The 23,016-nt window shown below is 50.5% G+C and carries 14 protein-coding genes and 3 pseudogenes; 13 read left to right on the top strand and 4 right to left on the bottom strand.

The features are described from left to right. The first annotated feature begins 82 nt into the window (after positions 1 to 82). The 3 genes and pseudogenes from ACXMDY_RS07590 to ACXMDY_RS07580 form a co-directional block, all read left to right on the top strand. Entirely contained in the window at positions 83 to 1,207 is a 1,125-nt protein-coding gene (locus tag ACXMDY_RS07590) for an SLBB domain-containing protein (protein WP_457767538.1), read from the top strand. 68 nt (positions 1,208 to 1,275) lie between these two features. Further along, positions 1,276 to 1,674 carry a protein-tyrosine phosphatase family protein gene (locus tag ACXMDY_RS07585; RefSeq protein WP_457767537.1) on the top strand — a complete coding sequence of 133 codons (399 nt, stop codon included), beginning with the start codon at positions 1,276 to 1,278 and terminating at the stop codon, positions 1,672 to 1,674. Between the two features lie 522 nt (positions 1,675 to 2,196). Further along, positions 2,197 to 2,367, top strand: a pseudogene (locus ACXMDY_RS07580) (hypothetical protein); the annotation flags it as partial. Positions 2,368 to 3,252: 885 nt separating this feature from the next. Here the strand turns inward: ACXMDY_RS07580 and ACXMDY_RS07575 are convergent. Both ACXMDY_RS07575 and ACXMDY_RS07570 read right to left on the bottom strand, forming a co-directional pair. After that, positions 3,253 to 3,519, bottom strand: a complete 267-nt coding sequence (locus ACXMDY_RS07575) for a DDE-type integrase/transposase/recombinase (protein WP_457767536.1) — start codon at positions 3,517 to 3,519, stop codon at positions 3,253 to 3,255. 125 nt (positions 3,520 to 3,644) lie between these two features. Next, complete coding sequence (locus tag ACXMDY_RS07570; RefSeq protein WP_457767535.1) at positions 3,645 to 3,983, bottom strand: leucine zipper domain-containing protein; 339 nt, start codon at positions 3,981 to 3,983, stop codon at positions 3,645 to 3,647. A 691-nt stretch (positions 3,984 to 4,674) separates the two neighbouring features. Between ACXMDY_RS07570 and ACXMDY_RS07565 the strand changes: the two genes are divergently transcribed. From ACXMDY_RS07565 to ACXMDY_RS07555, 3 genes are all read left to right on the top strand, one after another. Next, positions 4,675 to 6,447 carry an ABC transporter ATP-binding protein gene (locus tag ACXMDY_RS07565; protein ID WP_457767534.1) on the top strand — a complete coding sequence of 591 codons (1,773 nt, stop codon included), beginning with the start codon at positions 4,675 to 4,677 and terminating at the stop codon, positions 6,445 to 6,447. A 1,022-nt stretch (positions 6,448 to 7,469) separates the two neighbouring features. After that, positions 7,470 to 8,651 (top strand): glycosyltransferase family 4 protein, encoded by a 1,182-nt coding sequence (locus ACXMDY_RS07560; RefSeq protein WP_457767533.1) that lies wholly within the window; start codon positions 7,470 to 7,472, stop codon positions 8,649 to 8,651. Further along, positions 8,648 to 10,243 (top strand): hypothetical protein, encoded by a 1,596-nt coding sequence (locus ACXMDY_RS07555; protein ID WP_457767532.1) that lies wholly within the window; start codon positions 8,648 to 8,650, stop codon positions 10,241 to 10,243. The genes ACXMDY_RS07560 and ACXMDY_RS07555 overlap by 4 nt, the downstream gene beginning before the upstream one ends. A 374-nt stretch (positions 10,244 to 10,617) precedes the next feature. On the opposite strand, the pseudogene ACXMDY_RS07550 reads toward ACXMDY_RS07555, so the two are convergent. Then, positions 10,618 to 11,241, bottom strand: a pseudogene (locus ACXMDY_RS07550) (IS1595 family transposase); the annotation flags it as partial. A gap of 358 nt (positions 11,242 to 11,599) precedes the next feature. Here ACXMDY_RS07550 and ACXMDY_RS07545 point away from each other — a divergent pair. Continuing rightward, a complete protein-coding gene (locus tag ACXMDY_RS07545) occupies positions 11,600 to 12,910 on the top strand; it encodes a transposase (RefSeq protein ID WP_457767531.1) in 1,311 nt (436 codons plus the stop codon). Between the two features lie 575 nt (positions 12,911 to 13,485). Then, positions 13,486 to 14,262 (top strand): hypothetical protein, encoded by a 777-nt coding sequence (locus ACXMDY_RS07540; RefSeq protein WP_457767530.1) that lies wholly within the window; start codon positions 13,486 to 13,488, stop codon positions 14,260 to 14,262. A 383-nt stretch (positions 14,263 to 14,645) separates the two neighbouring features. Here ACXMDY_RS07540 and ACXMDY_RS07535 read toward each other — a convergent pair. Next, positions 14,646 to 15,635 (bottom strand): annotated as a pseudogene (locus ACXMDY_RS07535) (IS1595 family transposase). A 398-nt stretch (positions 15,636 to 16,033) separates the two neighbouring features. On the opposite strand from ACXMDY_RS07535, the gene ACXMDY_RS07530 reads away from it, so the two are divergent. The 5 genes from ACXMDY_RS07530 to ACXMDY_RS07510 all read left to right on the top strand — a co-directional run bounded on the left by ACXMDY_RS07530 (position 16,034) and on the right by ACXMDY_RS07510 (position 22,984). Continuing rightward, positions 16,034 to 16,765 carry a sulfotransferase family 2 domain-containing protein gene (locus ACXMDY_RS07530; protein ID WP_457767529.1) on the top strand — a complete coding sequence of 244 codons (732 nt, stop codon included), beginning with the start codon at positions 16,034 to 16,036 and terminating at the stop codon, positions 16,763 to 16,765. A 919-nt stretch (positions 16,766 to 17,684) separates the two neighbouring features. Beyond that, positions 17,685 to 18,461, top strand: coding sequence for a class I SAM-dependent methyltransferase (locus ACXMDY_RS07525; RefSeq protein WP_457767528.1), 777 nt, complete (start codon positions 17,685 to 17,687; stop codon positions 18,459 to 18,461). 134 nt (positions 18,462 to 18,595) lie between these two features. Next, the gene (locus ACXMDY_RS07520) at positions 18,596 to 20,089 is read left to right on the top strand and encodes an IS1182 family transposase (protein ID WP_457767527.1); all 1,494 of its coding nucleotides are present in this window, start codon (positions 18,596 to 18,598) and stop codon (positions 20,087 to 20,089) included. 724 nt (positions 20,090 to 20,813) lie between these two features. Then, positions 20,814 to 21,791, top strand: a complete 978-nt coding sequence (locus ACXMDY_RS07515; RefSeq protein WP_259702204.1) for a glycosyltransferase family protein — start codon at positions 20,814 to 20,816, stop codon at positions 21,789 to 21,791. Next, positions 21,791 to 22,984, top strand: coding sequence for a glycosyltransferase (locus ACXMDY_RS07510; RefSeq protein ID WP_259702205.1), 1,194 nt, complete (start codon positions 21,791 to 21,793; stop codon positions 22,982 to 22,984). Before ACXMDY_RS07515 ends, ACXMDY_RS07510 begins: the two co-directional genes overlap by 1 nt. Positions 22,985 to 23,016 lie beyond the last annotated feature (32 nt).

Genomic DNA, 23,016 nt, shown 5'->3' with positions numbered 1-23,016 from the left:
AAGGCATCGTACGCCATTAACGCAAAAAATGAAACCCGTTTTACAGTGCACTCCTCAAATTGTTGGGAAAATCTGAAACATCATGAAATTACGGTCGTTCCATAGCATGATTTTAATATTTTGTCTTGGGATGGTGAACCAGATTCTTTTCGTTCATGCTGCTACAGCTCTAGAAGCATTGCCACGCAAGACAGAATCAAATCCCTCAACGCAGTTATCCCCTAGCCAAACACCTGCTCCCCAGGGCGATGAATACATTATTGGCGCTGGAGATGGACTCGATCTAAAATTGTATGACGCATTGGATTTTTCGGGCCCTTTTGAAGTGCTCAGTGACGGAACCGCCACACTGCCACTGATTGGAAGCGTGCGACTCACTGGACTTACCCTTTCTCAGGCGAGTTTCTGGCTTACCACCCTTTTCCGTCAGCAGATGAAGAGGCCAGATCTGCTTCTGCGTGTAGTGCGACCTCGGCCGATCCGGGTGGCGGTGGTGGGGGAGGTGCAGCGACCTGGTGTGTATTCCCTGACAACCAGTGAGGTGAGTCAAGTTGTTTCCGAGGGAGGTCCTGGTGTCATTATCAGCGGATTGCCCACGGTGGTAGATGTGATCCAGAAAGCAGGTGGAATCACCTTGAATGCTGACTTACGTGTGGTGATCCTTCAGCGACGTCTTCCTGGTGAATCACCCAGCTTCAAACGGACGCGTCTTGATCTGTTGGCTCTAGTTCAGGCTGGCGATCAGCTTCAAAACCCTTTCCTATTCGATGGGGACACGCTCCGAATCGAAAAAGCTGATCAACCCGTGGAAGAGTCGATCGAACTGGCAGCCGTTAATCTTTCGCCACAGGAGATTACAGTCAATGTGGTCGGTGAGGTGAAGAAGCCCGGACGTATTCAGCTAGGTGCCAACACTCCTTTGATGCAGGCCGTGCTGGCGGCTGGAGGGGTGGAATCATGGCGTGCTAGTCAGAGTAGGATAGAGCTTATCCGTATCAACCGCAACGGGACAGCTACCCGTGAAGTGTTCGGCTTGGATCTGAGTCAGGGTGCTTCTAACGCCAAAAATCCACCATTAAGAAATGGTGATACAGTTATTGTTAACCGTAGTGGTTTTGCTGTGGCCTCTGATGCACTCGGCGCTGTAACCCAGCCCCTTACTGGCCTAGTGAGCATAGGTGCTTTGTTCCGTATTCTGAATAATTAATGTTCAGAATCAGTTGGGTTCTCAGAGACTGCCTTGCAGTTGGTCCTGCTCCAAGGGCCGAACGTCATTTGGTACGTCTTGAAGCCGAAGGGGTTAAGGCTGTACTCAGCTTGTCATCAGAAGATGAAGCTCCTTTGCCCTCTGGCATTCAGGACCGGTTTGCCTGGGAGCGGCTGGTGCTCCCTGACCACCGCAGCACACACATGGTTCAGCCTGAAGAACTAGCTTCTGCACTCCATTTGCTGGCTGGACTTCGGACCCACGGATCTGTTTTCGTCCATTGTGTGGCTGCGATGGAACGCTCTCCTTTAGTGTGCCTGGCATGGCTCATGCATGATCGACATCTCAGCAGAGAGCAGGCGCTTGACTATCTGATGCAGGTCCATCCTGGAACCAACCCATTGCCAGGGCAGTTGGAAGCTCTCCAACAATTAGTCATGGGACAAGGCCAGGATTTCTTTTCCTGACATTGGGGCATTCAAATCAATGTGGTGTAAGCTAACCTTGGTTCATGAGATTGTGAGCAAAGCTCCAGTCCTTGAGCTTTGATGGTTCGGCTTTTACTTGATCAATTTGGGCATAGTAACCCTACGCTCTGAGTTGAACGAGTCAATTGCCCAATCCTTATTGAAGTGTTCGGTTGTTTTGTTTTTCAGTCAGTGATGGGATATTTAATTTTTAGTAGTCTAGAAAAACTCTTGATCAACCCGCTTTATCAGGGAGATTTAACCTCATGTTCGCAAATGAGGAGACCATGAGCATTTTTTATCTTGGCCTTCAGCGCTGGGTGCGCAATGAGTCAAACTTTCATCTTTCCAATGGATATGCGGTTGTTTTCGCAGTCTGTCGGTCCCTGCAAGACTCACTGATCTTATGGGTTTACCTGGTTTCGTGTACAAGCCGTTTCGAGTCACGCCATAACCCCAGGCTGTCCATCGTTGAGCAACCAAGCTAAGGATTGATGAAGCCTCGCTTCGCAGCAGAAGCAAGAGGCCATTGAGTTCTCGCTGAATGAGGGCCTCAACTGCACGCCTGTGGTCCAGCGTCACGGCATTTCCATCAGCACCCTGGCCAAGTGGTTCAGACAAGCCCGCACTGATCGGGGTGATTTCGGTCCTCCTGATCAGTCAGGGCCAGCTCACCAGCGAGGAAGGCGCTGAACGGGTCCGGCTGCGCCAGGACAAACGGAAGCTCTGGATGGAGAAGGATTTGGTCAGGCTGGCGGGAGCGCACTTCCCTTGGCCAATCGGGCTTCTGCATAGGCGAAGTCAACCCCAAGAGAAGCAGCAGGGCAGCCGTTGCCGAGCTGTTGCGCCTGATTGAGTCTCTGTTCTGCCGTTATTCTACTGCCAGGCTTTGCCGTCAGTTGGGTGTTGCCTGCAGTGACTATTTGGCCTGGTGCCTACGGCATAAGGCACTTGGCCAGCGGCCTGTTGAGGATGCTGAGCTCACCAATCTGATCAAGGCGGTGTTCCAAGAGCACCTTCTCTTCTAGGGCGCTCTAAGGATCCATCTGGAGCTGCGTGATGTCGGTCGCAAGATGGGTAGCCATGCGTGTCGCGCGGCTTCTTCACAATGTTTCTCTCAGGATGTCTGCTATGGGCTACTTCTGGGATAACGCCATTGTGGAGAGCTTCGTCTCCACCACCAACCATGAATTGGAGCTACATGCCGACGCCGAACATCTGTGTTCAACCAGCAACTGCAAACCCTCCTGACCATCCAGATCAGCAGGTATTCCAGCTGTGTGCGGCGTCACTCAACGATGTGCTATCTCTGCTCGACCGACACGAGCAGCCATCCATCGCTGTCTATACACGCACCACCGCGATTCCCTAAGTGTGTTTTCTCACCAGGTCATTCAGCGACCAGCAGCCTCTGAAGGCACTGCTGAAGCGTGAGGCACTGAGAGCCATGTGGCACCTGCTGCCGTTATAGATCCCGAGATAGTGGGGTAGCCAGTTGTTGCGTTCGTCTGAGGTCTGGTAGGCGATCACGTAGGCCCATTCCGCCAGGAGAGTCCACTGCTGCGCAGAAGCCTGCGGCTAGATGAACCGTTCCGCTTTCCCATTGGTCTGTTGCGTGTAGGGCTTGGTGCGGATGGGCTTGAGATCCGAGGCGCGGCAGGCTTTTCGCCAGTCACCGGAGCGGTAGGAGGGGCCGTTTTGCGAGAGGATCCGCCGACAGGTGATCCCCTGCTCAGAAAACCAGCCGATGGCACGGGCCAGGAAGCCAACGGTCGTCGCCTTCTGCTCTTCTGCGAGTACCTCGACGTAGGTCAGGCGGGTGGCGTCGTCGATCGCGACGTGCACCTTCTCGTAGCCGGCACCCAGTGTGGAGCCTTGACGGCGGTCACCAGTAATCCGGTGGCCTACACGCTCAAATCTAGCCAACTGTCACTCCTGAGGAGAAGCCTGCGGCTAGGTGTCGACATGGATCATGTCGCCCGGCCGCTCCCACTGGTAGCGACGAACGGGAGGTTTGGGGTCAAGGTTTTCTTCAGTCGTCCCAGACCCAGGCCCTTCATGAGCCGGCCAAAGGTGGCAAGCCGCGCACAGAGGGCACTGGCGATACGACGGAGCGTGCAGCCGCTGGTGTCGTAGATCCACGGCCTCCTGCAGTCGCTGCGGATCGAGCGTCCGCCGCTGGTTGCGGCGAACACTCGATCCGCCAGTGCAGCTACGCCGCCATCACGGAAACGCGCCAGCCACTTGCAGGCCGTGCGCAGGCTGTAGCCGTCAGGCTTCTGCGAAGCAGTACCCCGCTTGCGCTGCAAGGGTCTTGAGCGGCACGCCCTGATCGAGATGCCAGCGGATGAGCCGTTCCCGACTGATGGGTGTCAGTCGGGCCAGTGGGTGGCTATTCATGGTGTGTGAGATCTTAGGACGGTGGTGACACTCCGACCCTGGCGACCTCACACCCCCTTGTCAGCTGAACAACCTGGTGGGACTACACACCTAAGCACTGTCAACTGCATCGGTGCAGCCCCACTGAGTATCCTTGATGACTTTTGTATTGCCCTCCACAGGACAAGGCCACAATCTTGCCACTCTTAGTACAAGACATAGTGCTAAGTATGTAAGCAGTAATCTGGTTCCTTCCGGAAGGCTGCGGTTGTAATGACAGTCTGTCAGTTAGCTTTGTCTCTAGCTACCATTCCATTGTGAATCGATTTAATGTCATTGAAAACGTAAGTATTGTCCGTGGTAGCCTTGCATGGATTGTGTGTATTCTGTTATAGCTAAGCTGAAGTTGCATCGCTCTGACATTCTTGACTCTTGGATTTAAATTGACTGTGAATTGGAGCTGCAAGGTTTGATAAAATAATTGCAATGAGTGAACATTCCTCTTGAGTTGATGTAGCATTCTCGCCTCAGTTGCTCCCCATTCTGCTGTGCACTAATGTGGCCTAAATGAAACTTTCTAAACCCATTATTCCTAAGGCCTTGCATCCAATATGGAATTGCTTGAGCCCCCGCCGCCGTCGTCAGTTATTGGTGCTCCAGGTCTTTAGCTTGCTGGCAGCTGTGGGTGAAGTGGCTAACATTGGTGCACTTTTGCCGTTCCTTAGACTCTTGGCGAATCCCCAAGATGGGTTGGAGATCTTGGGTCCATTGTCATTCCCATTGAGCTCAATGCCAAGCGACCAGCTCCTGCTCGTCTTAGGACTGGGCTTTATGGTAGTGGTGGTGGTAAGTATATGTCTGAGACTGTTCACAACCATTCTGCAAGTGAGGCTGGGAGTGTTGATCGTCGCTGATCTAGGAGAGCGGGTTTTTGCCTCTGTGCTCATGCGCCCCTATTCCTGGCATATTCAACAAAACAGTAGCTCAATTCTAAGCTATCTTACGACTGATATTGATCAGGTTTGTGCCTCAATTCAGTCACTACTTATTCTTGTGGTAAACCTATCGATCGTGGTGCTTTTAGCCAGCTCGTTGATAGCTCTTTCCCCTACTGTGATGCTGGTGGTTTCAGTGTTGCTAGCAGGTTTCTATCTTCTTGTCTTCCGCTTCACCAAAGCTAGTCTCAGATTGGATGGTCAGAGACGAGCGATCAATTATCAGGCTTTCTTGAAGGTGACCCAAGAGGGTTTGGGCGGCATACGCGATGTTCTACTCGATCAAACGCAGGGTTTCTTTCTTGATGCATACCGTAGCCGCTTCCTAAACTATCGTTTGGCGGGGGGCTCAATCAACATCAAGGCCCAAGTGCCCCGATACCTTATTGAGGGCTTTTCGCTTCTGATCATTGTGGCTCTTTCTTTGCTGTTGGCACTCTCCGGTGAGGGTGTCGAGCAGCAGCTTCCACTGTTGGGAACGTTGTCCCTAGGAGCCTACCGATTGCTCACTCCTCTCCAGCAATGTTTTACAGCGGTGGGCAACTTGCAGGCCAACCAGGCATCACTGAGAAGGATTGAACCATTCTTGGCATCTGTCAAACAACCTACTGGCATTGAACCTGCAACTTCTACGAGTACTAGATTGCCTTCAGGTTGCTTACCATCAACTAACAGTACTCTGTTTCAGCTTCAGAAAATTAGTTACCGTTACAGTTCAGACCGTCCCTGGGTTATCAGAGATTTGGATTTGAACCTGACCAAGGGTGAGAGGCTTGCATTTGTAGGAACCACTGGAAGTGGGAAAAGTACATGCTGCGACCTGATCCTTGGTCTGTTGGCTCCTACCAAGGGAACAATTTTGGTCAATGGTGAGAATCTCCATAATACACCTGGCTTGGCGGCGTCGTGGAGGTCGCGGGTTTCACATGTGCCTCAACAGATTTACTTGAGCGACGCCAGCTTTGCAGCGAATATTGCGTTTGGAGTCCCAGAGGATCAGATCAATCATCAGCGTGTTCGAGAAGCTGCAGAGCAAGCTCGCATCGCCGAGGTGATCACATCTAACCCCGAGGGATATAGCGCCTTTGTGGGGGAGCGGGGTGTCCGGCTCAGTGGAGGCCAGCGCCAAAGGATCGGTATCGCCAGGGCTCTTTACAAGCAGTCCGATCTGCTTGTACTCGATGAAGCGACCAGTGCTCTTGACAACCGAACCGAAGCGGAGGTGATGAAGGCGATCGAAGAGTTGGATCGCCGTTTAACGGTAATCCTGATAGCTCATCGCCTTACCACTGTGCGAAACTGTGACAGGATTATCTTGCTTGAGATGGGACGCATCGCTGCCATTGGCTCCTACCGAGAGCTTGAAGCTGGCCATTTTGGTTTTCATAAGTTAGTGTAACCTTCAAACTAAACTCCATTGCTATAGAGGCTGATTCCAAAACTTATTTGGTTGCTTTGTCAGTTTTAGTTGTGCAGGTTGCATTAACATCTGTGGTATTGAGCTGAACGCTGCCATGTTCCGCCAGGGCCTTGCTCATTTATCTATGGAGACCCAAAACTTAAGCCTACAACTCTGCTTCTGATCAGCTAATACGAGCATTCTGACACTATTCTATTGACAGCATTCTGAAGCTTTGATATATTTTTGGTGATGCAGATTACGTTTAAATCATTGTTTAGTCAGGATTTTCTCAGGGTGTTCAACAAGGATAAATTAAGACCATTCTGCTCACAGGAGTCGCAGGCTTTGTTGGTTCTGCCGTGGATGAGTGGTTCTGTGGCTTGGTGAAAGTGTACTCGAGTAGCCCACACTGTCCGGTGAGTTGTCTCCCCAGAGAACCCGCTGACTTACATAACTTTGATCTGGCATGCTTTTCCTAGATACTAGACGTTCACCTCCACGATGGCTTCGAGTATCTGATTTTTGCCTAGAGTAATACCGTATTGTGCAATCCAGAGCTTGCTGTTTCCTGATCAGGATTCCGTGAACCTTCCTTTGAGCTTGTATGCGGCTATCACGAATCCCGACGAGCTGATAGCCAACACCTGCTGTCACCTGTAGAGCCTGGAGGCTAAACGCCTGTGCACTTTCCCATTTTTAAATCATCGGTTTGACCGAACATCTCGCTGTTCTGTTTGTATAGACGTTTCTTATTGGAAGTTAACCGGTTGCACTGTTGTGGTTCGTCACGGTGCTTGATGAGTCGATGGCCCCAAGTTTGTGCAGTGGCAATCAATATATCTTGACTGACACTTTAACACTCCAAGAGTGGATGTGATTTTGCTCCATAAACCCATGGAGGAAGAGTAGTACTTGCCCCTTCTGGGTTCGAATCTGGCTTTATTTTGAAATCATTTCAAGACTTGTGGTCTTAATGTTCAATATTCAGCTTGATCCGAGATCCACTTCGACTACACCCAATGAATATCACCCAGATCACCATCGGTCGCTTTCACCATTTCCATCTTGCTCGCCAGTTCGAAAAGCAAAACTTGCTCGATGTAGTATACACGGGGTATCCTCGCTTCAAACTCAAGGATGAAGATGGTATCCCAGCCGAAAAAATCAAAACGTACCCCTGGCTATTAGCCCCTTATATGGCTCGTGGCAAGCTAGGGCTTGATCGGTGGAACTGGTTGAATAATCAGTGGGCATGGTACGCCCACGAAACTCTTGATCACCATGTGAAAAGACATCTAAAAAAACCTACCATTCTATTGTCACTTTCAGGAACCGGCCTCCACTCTGGCAGACGTGCCCAAATGTTGGGAGGACTTCACATTTGTGATCGTGGCTCCTCCCACATCCGATTTCAGGATCAACTACTGCATGAAGAGTATAGACGGTATGGAAAAGTCTGGAGAGGCATTGATCATCGATGCATTGCCAAAGAAGAAGCCGAGTACGAGCAGGCGGATCTGATTTCTGTCCCCAGCCAGTTTTGTTTTGACAGTTTTACATCCCAAGGAGTTCCTGAGCTAAAGCTGTTCAAGATTCCATATGGGGCTCGCCTTGAGCGCTTTTGGCCATGTGAGGACCCCGAGTCTCATGATGATAAATTTCGTGTTTTGTTTGTGGGTTGTGCGGGACCCAGAAAGGGTTTTATCGACCTTTTGGATGCGTTTCAACGATTGAATCACCCCCGCAAGTCTTTGACGTTAGTTGGTAGCCAGACTTCAGAAGCCATATCTATGCTTGGCACTGTAGACCAATCGTCCATTGAGATTGTCGGGAACGTTCCTAACGGAGAGTTGCGACGCTATTACAGCCGTGCATCGGTTTTTGTGCTTCCCAGTATCGAAGAAGGTTTAGCAATGGTGATCGGTGAAGCGTTGGCATGCGGCTGCCCTGTGATTGCCTCAACCAATACCGGAGCATCTGAATTGATCAGCAATGGCGTTGAAGGCTTTATCGTACCGATCCGTTCGCCACAGCTGATTGCAGATCGTCTACAGCAACTCTCAGATCAGCCCCAACTGCGCGAACAGATGGCCCGTGCTGCATTGGCACGTGTGATTTCTCTCGGGGGTTGGGATTCTTACGGTCAAAAATGGTCAAGTTTGATCCATTCAATCCAAGCAGCGTCCGATCTGTCCACATGAGCCATCCCGTCGTCTCAACTGCATATCAAGCCCTCGTTGAGCCAGCACCTGTGCAACCTCGCATCACCAGAGTGCGTGGGCTTGTGCTGGCCTTGCCTTGGGTGGGCTTCGTTGTGCAGTGCTTTCTGGCATCCACAAGCACAGATATTCTCTGCTCACTGCTTGCTGCGACTGGCAGTTATCTCCTTCTGTATGATTGTTTTCGTGAAATCCGTTTTCTTAGATTTCCACTGTCTACTCTTGTTCTTATCGGTTTTGCGGTCACGCTTCAGCTTGGTCCATTGCTTTTCACTGCAATGGAAGGGAACAGCATCACCAATATTCTTCAGGTCCCTTACACGACTTTTTCGCATAGCCTGGTTGTATCTGCTGTATGCATTTTGGCTCATTGGATTTATCGGAATTCGGCTATTCTTTATCAGTTGAAGGCAGCGGTGCAGCATATCATGCTTCGTCTGTATATTTTCAAACCACTTCATTCCAGTGAAGTAATATGGATGGGTGCCTTGGGTACGTTTGCTTTGGCAGTCAGCTCATGGTTTAATAATCAGGTCACGAATACAATTGTTTTAAAGTTTATTGTTGGTTTTGACTTCTTATCCATCATTCCTGCCTCCTTTCTGCTTTGCCGTCTTTTGGGCATGAATGATCGCTTGGAGCGGAATAAATTCGTTCAACCTCTCTTGATATATCTGGGTTTTCAGGCTCTCATTGTTGTGACCTCAGTTGGCAGAGGGGCTAGGGGCCCTTTTCTTGTACCAATAGTTTGCCTTATAATTGGCTTCGCATTCGAATGGTTGTATGGTCTCATTCGTATTAGACTTTCCATCTTTATTTCGCTTGCCTTGGTACTTTTACTTGCTCTGCCAACTGTTACTGATTTGGCAACGGCAATTGTAATGGCGAGATTTTTAAGAGGAGATATACCAGCGCAAGAACTTCTTGCTGTCACTTTGGAGCTTATGAAGGACCGTGAGACTCTTAGGCAGTACACCATCGGAAAAACACTTAAGCTCAGCGAAGATAGGAATGATACATACGTTAGCAACCTTTTCCTTGCGCGATTTGTTAATGCCCGATACCCTGATATTTCTCTTACCTTTTCCCAACGGATTACTCCGCAAGCTGGTTTGCAGATGGCTAGAATTCAATTTCTGAGGGTTGTATCTATTTTTCCTGGGCCTGTTCTTGATTTATTTGGATTGGCAAAGTTAAAGGACCTTGCTCTTTCGGGAAGCATGGGTGATTTTTTGATGTCACTAGCCAATACTGGTAGTATTTATATGGTGGGAGGATTCTTTGCCGGTCATTTTTTCGGCACTGGCATGGCCGGGTTTGGTTATGGTTATTTGATTATCTTGTTATTAGGATTGCTCTTGGTATTTCCACTTCTAGACTCTCATGCCCTTTTGTCATCACATATGATACCAGTTTTTTCTGCTGTAGCTATCACCCAACTTTTTCCTTGGCTTACCTTCTCGAGCTCTGAGTCAGTAGCCTCTTTCTTTATATTCTCATTCCGAACATTTTTTGAGCCAATCTTGCTATTTTTTTTGGTGAGATCAACTCTTGCGTTCTTCAAAGCTGTCTGAAACTTGCCCACTAATTTTCCAGCTTTTGCATTATCATCAGATCTTCTTATCTCTTGATGTATCTGTTTTTGATAGAATGACCTTATCTTATCCTTTGTTAATCTGTTTCTCTTTAGAATAAGTAGTGGCTTCTCTAGTGCTGCTCTTTGAATATCTTGATTTCCTCTCACTTTCAGGTAGATGCCTCAGCCTCTTGCATTGAAATTGCAGAAGCCTTCCCTCCAGCTTTTTCATTGCTCTTTCATCCTTGCGTCATATTGCTTGCTCAGTTTTTTTACTCTAGAAGAACGAGTTTTGGTTTAATCACCTCTAATAAGCTGATTAGGTTTCCTGTGAATCCAGCGATGGTATTCCCAATCAAAAATTAATCTTGACTAGTTAGGTATCTCCGCACTCCTCAAGTAGCGTTTCGGCCGACCGCAGCAGCAGCAGATGGCATGAACCACTCGCTCAGCCCTCGTTGCCTAGTTGAAGCGTTGGTTGAAGCGGAAATAGAAGGCACCCAAGTAGCGATTAGCGTACTTATCGAATATCAGGGCATGGAAGTTGCCACTGAAGCTGGTTTTCAGGTTGTTGAGCATCGTTTTATCAAGCAGAATTCCGGATGTTCATTGGGATGGCCACCCTTCACGACCACAGGTTGATGGAGACCCCCGACTTCTGCCACGGCGTCGAAGCAGATCAGCCCGTCAGAGATCACCTCGCATACAATCGCCTGTGAATCCTAATCCCAGTTTGCATTGGCGGCTAAGGAGAATGTGGCCAGAGTGGCAAGCTTCACGTCCCGTGGGTGACCCATATCATCGAGTGAGACGGTTGCCACGATCGGCACCTTTATCTCTGAATCCACGACCTGCATTGACACCCCAGCTTTCTCCACCGAGGCATCCATCATCTACTTGCACCTTCCCCCGCAGGACATAGACCTCCTCACGCTTATTCATTGCTTCCTTGATCCTGTTGTGAACCAGCCATGTCGTTCGGTAGGTCACGCTGAGACTCCCGCAGTGCGAGTCAGTCGTTGCCGGTTTACCGCTGCACGGATGCCTTTGGCTAGGGGCTGTCCAACTAGAAGCGTGTCGCGCATAGAACAGCGTCCAGCCTCTCCACAGACGGCCCTGAATCTGCCCGAATCCCTGTGACAGCAGCGGTTCTGAGCGAGAGAATGGGACATGGTCAAGCCCAAGTCTTTCCGTCCCTGGAACCCAGAGCAGACGTTGCTGTTGCCGCCGTCACCGTTGGACTGGCTTCCAGAGAAACACCTGGTGTTCTTCCTGCTGGATCTGGCCGCTGAGCTCGATCTGGAGGAGATACACGCCGTCTACCGCCAGAAGGATCCGCGGGGTGAGAAGGCGTATGAGCCGAGGATGTTGGTGGTGTTGCTCCTGTTACGCCTACTGCGTCGGGTTACCCAGCTCCCGCAAGATTGAGAAGGCTTGCTGGGAAGACGCCGCCTTCCGGGTGCTGACCGGTAACCAGCAGCCCGACCACAGCCGGATCTGCGATTTCCGCCGGCGCCATCTCACGGCTTTGGCCGGCTTGTTTGTTCAGGTGCTGAGGCTGTGCCAGAAGGCGGGGCTGGTGACCCTGGGTCATGTGGCGCTGGATGGCACCAAGATCCGCGCCAATGCCAGCAAGCACAAGGCCATGAGCCACGGGCGGATGCTCAGGAGCGAACAGCAGTTGGAAGCCGAGATGCGGGCGTTGCTGCGCAGGGCCGAGATCATCGACGCCCAGGAGGACGGCCACTACGGCAAAGGCAAGCGGGGTGATGAACTTCCTGAGGAGCTGCAGCGGCGCAGCAGCCGGCTGGAGTGGATCCGAAAGGCCAAAGCCGAGCTGGAAGCAGAGGCGTCAGCAAGCAAGGCTCGCCAACACACAGAACAGGCTGAGGTGGCAGAGCAGAAAGCAACCGAGGCTGAGGCCAGTAGCGATGCCCAGACCAGTAAGCAGGCATCACGCCGTGCCCGTGGTGCCCGCAGACGAGCGGATGACACTCAGAAGCTGGCGTTCGAGAAAGCTGCGGTCGCTGGGCTCAACTCACCGGTCCTTGCAGCAGAGCACGATCCCCTGGCCATGCCATCACGCCAACTGCCCACCGATGCAGCCGGCAACCCCAAACCCACAGCCCAGCGCAACTTCTCAGACCCAGAGAGCCACATCCTCAAGGGAGCTGATGGCTGGATTCAGGGCTACAACTGCCAGGCCGCCGTCGATGGTGATCACCAGGTGATCGTGGCCATCGGCGTGAGCAACCAGCCCAGTGATGCGGTGCACCTGCTGCCCATGCTGGAGCGGACCCTGGCCAACACCGGCCAGTTGCCGGAGGTGCTCACAGCGGATGCGGGCTACTGCAGCAACGCCAACCTCGCGTCATGCGAGCAGATCGGACTGAATGCCTACATCTCCACCAGTCGCCAGCAGCACGGCCAAAGGCCCAGGCCATCACGGGGCAGGCCACCGAAAGATCTCGATGCCCGTGGCCGGATGGATCGCAAGCTCCGCTCAAAAGCAGGGCAAGCGGTCTACGCCTTGCGTAAAACGGTCGTTGAGCCGGTGTTTGGGCAGATCAAAGGAGCAAGACGGCTGGATCGCTTCCGATTGCGGGGCCTGGAGCAGGTGAATGGGGAATGGGCACTGATGGCCACCACCCACAACATCATCTAGCCGCAGGCTTCTCCGAAGGAGTAGTTGTTCAGAGCTGCGATGGCGACGGCCTGAGGCCCCCTCAGTGCTGCTGGGTATCTGGCGAATCATTTCGCTGAACCGCCAGCCGCTGCGTCACGACTTGATCAGGCTCAACATGCGACACGCTCCTAGGTAGATGGCGAACAACCAGGTGGTCAGTGGTAACCACCAGAATGGTGCCGGCCATGAGGGTGACTTGATGGCGACAGCTCCGGCTCTGATAGCGGTTGTGTTCTCGGCCACTGATATGCTTTTGCTCCTTGCCCCTCAGCGCAACCCATCCGGCCAGAGCGCTTGCTCCAGGGCTGCCTCGCATTTCTCCTCGGTGCAGTAGAGCTTGACAACTTTGGCAAAGACAGATCCGACTGCAACTGGGTCCGATTCACGACCACGGCAGACTTGTATAGTTTATGTGTTCCAGCCCAGGTGGCAGGGAGCTGATCTTGCCACCTAATCAGTCATTACATCGTTCATCTTAATTTAACCTATCTTTGACTGTAGATTTAGAATTCTTGGTTGATTGCCATTCCCTCTTTTCTATTCCAATATCTCCTATGTTGCACCAACAGCCTGTTTTTTTTGTAACACATGTCCCAAAATGTTGTGGTACCTCATTGCATTACGCTATTAGAGATGGACTTGCATTGTCAGATTCTTCATTTTATTGGCCAGGCAGGGTAAGCTTTACTAGGAAAGCAGGCATGTCGGGAATCTTCTGGGCCCATCCCAGCGATTTCGATTACCTTGTCGGTCATTACCCCTGGGGAGTTCATCGATTATTGCGCCCTTGGAGTCATGTTGCCCGACGTAAACGCCTACATATTGCCACACTTCGTGATCCGATTGATCAGATGATTAGTTATTATCACTATCATTTGGAGCTTGGAGATCGCAGTCCCTGGAGTCAGTTTCTTTCTGATAATCAAGATGTTGTACAATTTTATTTGTCAGCAGTTCCGGCTCAGAACCTTCAAACCAAAGCCTACGCAGGTTTGCCTTTTACTAACTTTTGGATTCCTGCGCTTAAAGTGTTGGGTGAAAGAAAGCTTGTTCGCATTGCACAGAATCACTTATTAAAAAACTATAGTTATTGGATTCATCACAGCTTTATTGAGTCGTCGGTAGAGCATCTATCATGCGGAATTGGTGTACCACTCAAAATAGCTAGAGTAGGCATCACGGCAACCAAGTCGCGTCCTAAGCTGACTGATGTCTCGGAGGACGTAATTCAAAGATTATCCATGATTAATTCACTTGATATTAGGCTTCATCAACTATTGAATCCTTTTTTCGATAGATATTGTGGCTCCTTTGCTGATTCCTCCCTATAGTTTTTCATCACATTACGGCTTGTATCTTGAAGCTCTTGATAATTGGGGTTTGAATTGCCAGAGATTTGTTAGGCAGTGACTCCAAAAAGTGCCACATCTTTCGTGCCAAAAATGGTCTTAGCGTTTCAATGTCGACATGCATGCATCAAACATGTCAATTGTGGATTGTCGCCACTGAATATGTCCGCATCCATATCGGAATCGCAATGTCAGTAAGCTTGCAATCAAGTAAGTTCATGTGTCTTATGCTGACTACTAGATCTTGGCAATCGCTGGTTGCAGCTTGCAATGCTCATTCCTTGGCAAAAGGTCGGACTCTGTTGAGAACTGAGCAGCGTCCCAGCTCTCCACGGACGTATCTAAATATATCCATACCCTAGTATCTACATTGGAATAGCAAAAAATCGGCCATGTAAAAGCCCACTTGATTTGGTAGCTATCTCTGCACTCCTCAAGAAGCGTTTTGGCCGAGCTCCGTAGTTGCAGATGGCATGAACCACTCGTTCAGTCATCGCTGCCAAGTTGAACTGTCGGTTGAAGCGGTATGTGAAGGAACCCAGGTAGCTATTAGCGTACTTATCGAATTTCAGGGCATGGAAGATGCCGCTTAAGCTGGTTTTCAACTTGCTGAGCACCGTGTTAATCCAGCGAAATTCCGGAAAATCATTTGGATGGCGACCCTTCACGACCACAGGTTGATGGAGGCAACCGACTTCTGCCACGGCGCGGAAGCAAGCCAGCCTGTCATAGATCTCCTCACATCCAATCGCCAGTGAATCCTGAGCCCAGTCAGCGATTGCGGCAAAGGAGAACTTCTCTGTGGTGGCAAGCTTCACGTGCCGGGGTTGGCCCGCATCATCGAGTGAGATGGTTGCCACGATCGCCACCTTGACCTTGTTCTCTGATCGATGACCTTCCTCGTCCCCCAGTGTTCTCCGCCGAGATAAGCATCATCCATCTACACCTTCCCCCGCAAGACATAGATCTCCTCCCGCTCGTTCATTGCTTCCATTATCTTGTTGTGAACCAGCCATGCCGTTCGGTAGCTCACGCCGAGATGGCGCCTTAGAGCGTGTGATGAGATGCCGGTCTTTGCCCTTCCAACCATGAAGAAGGCGAGAAATGAGGTGGTCATCGGTAACTTTGTCCCCTCCAGGATGGTTTCGGCCGTGAGGTTGAACTTATGGTGGAAGCTCCCGGTACTGATACCGCTTGTGCTGCCTCCCACCGATATACCTATACTACTTTCTTTGTCTCCGGGGGCAACGGAAACGATCCGGCCAGCCCGACAGCTCCCAGGCGACCTTACTTCCGTCCTTTTTGACATAGACCTTTATGAACTTGGGCTGAGCCAGACTTGACTTGGACTCGATTCATGGCCATGCCAATCAGTGCTGGTACATAAGAACTAGCTTAGGTGGCTGCCGAGCGCAATCAGCTCTTGCTACCTAATCAAGAATCCTTTAGAGTCAACTAATACTGTTAATGGCAAAAAACCAATGAACACTTCTCCTGAACACAGCGCATGCATTCTGGATCTCCTAAAGATGTCCCACTTTGGCGAATATGATCTACTGAGCATGCTGAACGATTTTAAAGTCTACTTCATTGTAGAATTTAAGTATAAGAATTTCTCGTTCGTAACCTCAACTTAGCATTATCCAAAAACTTATACGATTAGATCAAGCATGCTTGCGGAGCCTCTGCAATGTAGTTGCCCCAATACGTCTCCAAGAAAATCTAAAACTTTATTTCAAAGCAATTCAGATTCATGCCATTCGATTTTGACAAAAAACTGCTATTTATCCACATTCCCAAGAATGCCGGCAAGTACGTTGAAGATCGCTATAAAATGTCAGATTATCCGGGAAAGCAAGCGAATCAAAAAAACCGCAGTAAACTATCATCTATTGCTAGGATAGTAGCCAATAAGGAATGTGCTAATAGTAAAATTAATCTTCGCGGCATGATCGATATTGCATTGGTAGGCCAACATTTAACTCTACACGAGATAGATCACTACCGTCTACTGCCTTGTTCGCTGGCCAGTACCACGATATTTTGCATTTCAAGAAATCCATTTTCTCGTATTATTAGCCTTTATTGTCATCATACCCACTCAAGTAAGTGGAGCGATCAAGACCTTGAGGTTTTTTGTAATACTTGGCCGCATGACAGATCATTTATAAGGCATAACCTAATATCACACCAGCTAAGACAGTTGGATTACCTACGTCGGCATGATGGATCATTTTATCAAGTGAAAGTTATACGATTTGAGCATCTTGAAGAAGATTTGTCATCATTCGACAAAGAACATAGTCTTCAACCAGATCATTATATTGGTTCAGCATTAAAATTAAAGCAAAGAATGGACAACTTGCACAAGCCAGTCCGGCCTAAACTAACCAAGCATGCAGCTCATCTTGTTTTGGAACATTACTCGGAAGATTTTCGGTTCTTTGGCTATCCCCTATCAGTTACCCAGCAGGATGTAATGTGAACCAAAATTGGACCTAACTCACGTCTGAATAGATATCTTCCTGCTTCTCTATATTAAATCAAGCCAAGCATTAAAATGCAGTCGTTACAACCTAGCGTGACATCTACATTACTTGCTGTCTTTGCAGGATTTTTCATCAAACTATGTCTATTTATAGATATATGTCAGATCGCCACTTGTGCTCGCAACACTTGACTGCATTGGAGGATTTCGCCATTTGCATCTCGCCCGGTAACTGTTTCAGCGCCGTCAGCTTGGCCGGTTCTCACCCGTGGCGTATCACACCAGCGAGATCGCCAAACCCCAGGCGGCCGAGTACAGTGCAACTTGTGCAATGAACGCTGAGCCACCGCCAGGTGTGGGCTCGATCGAACTCCGCAAGCTCCTACCGACACACAGGTTGTTCGAGACCCTCTGTACCACCTGGGATCTGGGCGATCGTCCAGTCACGGATTGCAGCGCAGAGGACATTCACGTCCATCTGGAGGAAGAAGTAGCGAAACGCTGAATCTTATGGTGGCTGTAGAAGTTTGAGCCTTTACTGCTCATCAAATACTGCATGGTCTCCCCGCACGAATCTTTCCACATCTCTCCAGCTTTCCCAGCCGCTCCAGATTCCCAGCACGTCCACCGGCAGCAGATACCTGGCGGGGGGACCAATCCCACTCCGCATCCGCGTGTCGGGGATCGCCTTCAGGAAGCTGATCAGATCGCGATCAGCTGCAGCAGAGCCGGTTTTGGGAACATAGAAGTAGCAAGCTCGCTCAGAGAACCCAACGCTGGTAGCTCAAGCCAGCACGCCTGTAACACTTTGAATCAACCCTGAAATTGGCCGGATTTTTGATATAGTAGTTAATACTATGGCAGTTCATTCTGTAAATGTAGAACAATGATGAACTTTAAGGCAATTGCGAAATCCTTGACGCCGACTATCTTGGCCAAATTGTATAGAGCAAACACCGCCCACCAAGAAACATCTCAATTTAAGTTTAGTTTTGATGAGTCGTCGAGTGTTAAGAGAGATATAAAAGATAAGTATAACCATGAAAGTGAGTTGCTCGAATATTTTGCCAATAATACGGGTGTTGTCGTGCACAAGTGGCATCATTACATTCCCTTGTACGATCGTTATTTTTCGCCTTACCGTAACAAGCAGATTAGATTTCTTGAAATTGGTGTCAGTAATGGTGGCAGTCTTCAGATGTGGAGAAATTACTTCGGCGCTGATGCCATTATCTTTGGTATTGATATTGATCCTAAGTGCGAGAAGTTGAATGGTCTTTCAGGGCAAGTAAGAATTGGCTCTCAGACTGACCCCTCATTCTTGGCTTCAATTGTTAGCGAAATGGGAGGTTTAGATATAGTTTTAGATGATGGCAGTCATCATATGGAGCATATTACAACTTCATTAAAATACTTGTTTCCCCGTTTAGAATATGGCGGTATATATATGATCGAGGATTTGCATTCCGCCTATTGGAATAGATACGGTGGAGGATTTCGATCTAGGAAAAATTTCTTTGGTTTTGCGATGGATTTGATAGATGATATGCACTACTGGTATCACACAAAGAAGTTGAAACAAGCCGCTGTAAGCAAAGACTGCTCAGGGATTCATATTCATGATTCGATTGTTGTTCTTGAGAAGAATAAATTGTTTAAGCCCGTTCATTCTCGAGTGGGTGAGGACGGCTAACGTGCATTGTATGGCATACTGCCATTTCCGCTAGGAGCGTGTCGCGCATAGAACAGCGTCCAGCCTCTCCACAGACGGCCCTGAATCTGCCCGAATCCCTGTGACAGCAGCGGTTCTGAGCGAGAGAATGGGACATGGTCAAGCCCAAGTCTTTCCGTCCCTGGAACCCAGAGCAGACGTTGCTGTTGCCGCCGTCACCGTTGGACTGGCTTCCAGAGAAACACCTGGTGTTCTTCCTGCTGGATCTGGCCGCTGAGCTCGATCTGGAGGAGATACACGCCGTCTACCGCCAGAAGGATCCGCGGGGTGAGAAGGCGTATGAGCCGAGGATGTTGGTGGTGTTGCTCCTGTACGCCTACTGCGTCGGGTTACCCAGCTCCCGCAAGATTGAGAAGGCTTGCTGGGAAGACGCCGCCTTCCGGGTGCTGACCGGTAACCAGCAGCCCGACCACAGCCGGATCTGCGATTTCCGCCGGCGCCATCTCACGGCTTTGGCCGGCTTGTTTGTTCAGGTGCTGAGGCTGTGCCAGAAGGCGGGGCTGGTGACCCTGGGTCATGTGGCGCTGGATGGCACCAAGATCCGCGCCAATGCCAGCAAGCTCAAGGCCATGAGCCACGGGCGGATGCTCAGGAGCGAACAGCAGTTGGAAGCCGAGATGCGGGCGTTGCTGCGCAGGGCCGAGATCATCGACGCCCAGGAGGACGGCCACTACGGCAAAGGCAAGCGGGGTGATGAACTTCCTGAGGAGCTGCAGCGGCGCAGCAGCCGGCTGGAGTGGATCCGAAAGGCCAAAGCCGAGCTGGAAGCAGAGGCGGCCGCAAGTAAGGCTCGCCAACACACAGAACAGGCTGAGGTGGCAGAGCAGAAAGCAACCGAGGCTGAGGCCAGTAGCGATGCCCAGACCAGTAAGCAGGCATCACGCCGTGCCCGTGGTGCCCGCAGACGAGCGGATGACACTCAGAAGCTGGCGTTCGAGAAAGCTGCGGTCGCTGGGCTCAACTCACCGGTCCTTGCAGCAGAGCACGATCCCCTGGCCATGCCATCACGCCAACTGCCCACCGATGCAGCCGGCAACCCCAAACCCACAGCCCAGCGCAACTTCTCAGACCCAGAGAGCCACATCCTCAAGGGAGCTGATGGCTGGATTCAGGGCTACAACTGCCAGGCCGCCGTCGATGGTGATCACCAGGTGATCGTGGCCATCGGCGTGAGCAACCAGCCCAGTGATGCGGTGCACCTGCTGCCCATGCTGGAGCGGACCCTGGCCAACACCGGCCAGTTGCCGGAGGTGCTCACAGCGGATGCGGGCTACTGCAGCAACGCCAACCTCGCGTCATGCGAGCAGATCGGACTGAATGCCTACATCTCCACCAGTCGCCAGCAGCACGGCCAAAGGCCCAGGCCATCACGGGGCAGGCCACCGAAAGATCTCGATGCCCGTGGCCGGATGGATCGCAAGCTCCGCTCAAAAGCAGGGCAAGCGGTCTACGCCTTGCGTAAAACGGTCGTTGAGCCGGTGTTTGGGCAGATCAAAGGAGCAAGACGGCTGGATCGCTTCCGATTGCGGGGCCTGGAGCAGGTGAATGGGGAATGGGCACTGATGGCCACCACCCACAACATCATCTAGCCGCAGGCTTCTCCGAAGGAGTAGTTGTTCAGAGCTGCGATGGCGACGGCCTGAGGCCCCCTCAGTGCTGCTGGGTATCTGGCGAATCATTTCGCTGAACCGCCTGCCGCTGTGCCAGGCCTTGGTCGGGCTAGACGTGCGACACGCTCCTAGTTACCTTGTGGGTACTTCGAAATTTCCTTTTTACTCTTGATGCTTCGATTGAGACTCATGTCCTAGCCGGCGTCGGGCTTGGTCAATGGTCGCGGGAAAGCCGATTTTTTGATGCGCCCATTGTTCGACCCATCTTATGACTGTTTGTTTTGGGACTGCTTAATGAAGCACTGCAACTTTAACGACATAGTTCAGTGAGAGGCTCGCTCACTGCGCTGCAATACTTATCTCCATGCGTTTTTTATGATGTTTGCCGAGAAGCTTCTGATGGTGTTCCGCCCCTTTTTGTCCTCCTTTATGCTTGTTTATCCAGCCTGATCAGACTCTATGAGTCAGAAGGGATGAATCGAATTGCTACCTATGAATGATTCTACGATTGTCTCGTTATCGCATAGACATGACTGCAGCATATGCAAGCCCAACCTAGATGCCTGCGACGGTTTTATGTTGTGTCGAATGTTTACTAGAAGTTCATAATTCGTTTCTGCTCTTATTGTATTTTGACATGAATACTCCCTGTTCTCTTTTGTGTATCGGTGATGATTCCTTGGGAAGCACTTCGAGACACCGCATGGAAGCCCTGCGGCGCTTAGGGAATAATGTTGCCATATTTAATCCTAGATCTCTGCTAAGACTTTCGTCTTCATGGCGCTCAGCGATAGGGTACCTGTCAGGGTATTGTTTGCTGCAATCAGAATTAATTTATGTTCTGCAGACTAATCCCATGCTAAATCAGGCTCGACCAGATCTGGTTTATGTCATTGGTGGTGAATTACTTGGTCCTCAAGCTGTTCTTTGGCTGAAACAACGATTTTCCGTTCCTATCCTCCTATTCAACAACGATGACCCTACTGGCCCTCGTGATTGGAAGAGGTTTATTTCCTTGCGTGCAGCCTTGCCCTTTTATGACTTTTGCGTTTGTGTTCGAGAGCAAAATCTTCTTGAATGGATTGCCTTTGGTGCTCAGCGTGTCTTTAGAGTCTTGACATCTTATGATGAGGTAGTTCACGCACCTCCCAAGCCGGTGGATGATGCAGATACTTCGGAGTCTGATTCTATTCTTTTCATCGGTACTCTCATTCCAGGTGAACATCGAGATACCTTCCTCCTCAAGCTGAAGCAATCCGGATTGCCGATTCACCTAATGGGTAATAGATGGCAGCGTAGCCCTCATTGGTCTGAACTTCGTATGTGCCACATGGGTAATGGCATATTGAACACAGCCTATGCTAGTGCCCTTGCAAAGGCCAGCATATGCCTTGGATTCCTTTCCCATGGCAACCGCGATTTGCTTACACGTCGCTCTGTAGAAGTGCCCTTCGCCGGCAGCCTGCTCTGCGCTGAGCGGACCAGTGAGCATCAGCTTCTCTATGAAGAAGGCTACGAAGCCATCTTCTGGGATACGGTTGAAGAATGTGGTTTGCTGTGCTGTGATCTGCTTACTCATCCGATGAAACGCGAAGTGATGCGTCAGGCCGGCAGCTCAAGGGTGCGTGAGCTTGGTGTTGGTAATGAAGATATCTCTCGCTCTATTCTCAACTCTATCTGATGCAGCAAGCAACCACCCCTGATCTGGTTATCTTTGAATCCCATCCAATTCAATATAGAGCACCGGTCTATTCACGGCTAGAGCAGTTACAACCGGCCCGTTTTCATGTGGCCTATGGTAGTGACTTCTCTATCCAGGGCTATCGAGACCCTGGCTTTGCTTCCTCGTTTGCCTGGGATTCCAATTTGCTTCAAGGCTACTCTTTCTCATTTCTTCGTAATCAGCAAACAGAGCCATTGGGAGGGTGGGGTTCTTTGGATGGGAAAGGCATTGCCGAGCTTTTGGATCGCCTGCAACCCAAGGCCATTCTGCTCAACTCACTCAATTACCGCTTTGACCATGTGGCTTACCTGGCTGCCCTCACGAGAGGCTTGCAGGTTTGGATGCGCTGTGAAACCCAGGATCAGGCCTTCCGTCGTTCTGGTCTCAAGAATGTTCTGCGATCGATGTACTACACCACCCTTTACTCACGACTTGATCGCGCTTTTCCGATTGGAAGTCTGAGTCGCGATCACTGGTTGCGTCATGGTCTTAAGCCGAAGCAACTCAGCCACGCTAACTACTGTACGCCTAATCCACTTGCCGGTTTTCCATCCTCTGTGCTCCTCGAACGGCGCAACGACCTCCGAGATCGGTTGGATTTACTCCCTTCCTCCCATTTGGTGGCTTTCTTCGGTAAGTTCATCCCGAAGAAGGATCCTCAGCTTCTTTTTTCTTGCATCGATCATCTGCAAACTGATAGTCGGACCCATCTTTCCCTTGTCTTTGTAGGTAGTGGGTCCTTAGATGCTGAGTTGCATCTCATGGCTGATCGTGCCAAACGTGATTTTGGCATTCAGAGCTATTTCCCTGGCTTCATCAATCAGCAAGCCTTGCCCGATTGGTATTTGGCTGCAGATACGGTTGTGCTTCCATCTCGCCGTATGGGGGAGACCTGGGGTCTGGTGGTCAACGAAGCGCTGCAGGCCGGCTGCAATGTTGTTGTGAGCGATGCAGTGGGTTGTAGTGCTGATTTTGGTAGCTGGGAACGGGTTAGGGTGATTCCCGAGGGCTCATGCACGGCCCTTGCCATTGCCCTCGAATCACTTTCAGCTCTCCCCCGTGATTTTCACTGGGCCAATGACTTGCTCCAAAGCTATAGCATTGATTCTGCAGCCCAGTCGCTCTCTACTGCCATGGACGATCTTGCCTGAACCGATGAGGATCATCTTGCTCCGACACTACG

This window comes from Cyanobium sp. ULC082, assembly GCF_977927535.1.
This window is presented reverse-complemented; position numbering and strand designations above follow the sequence as displayed.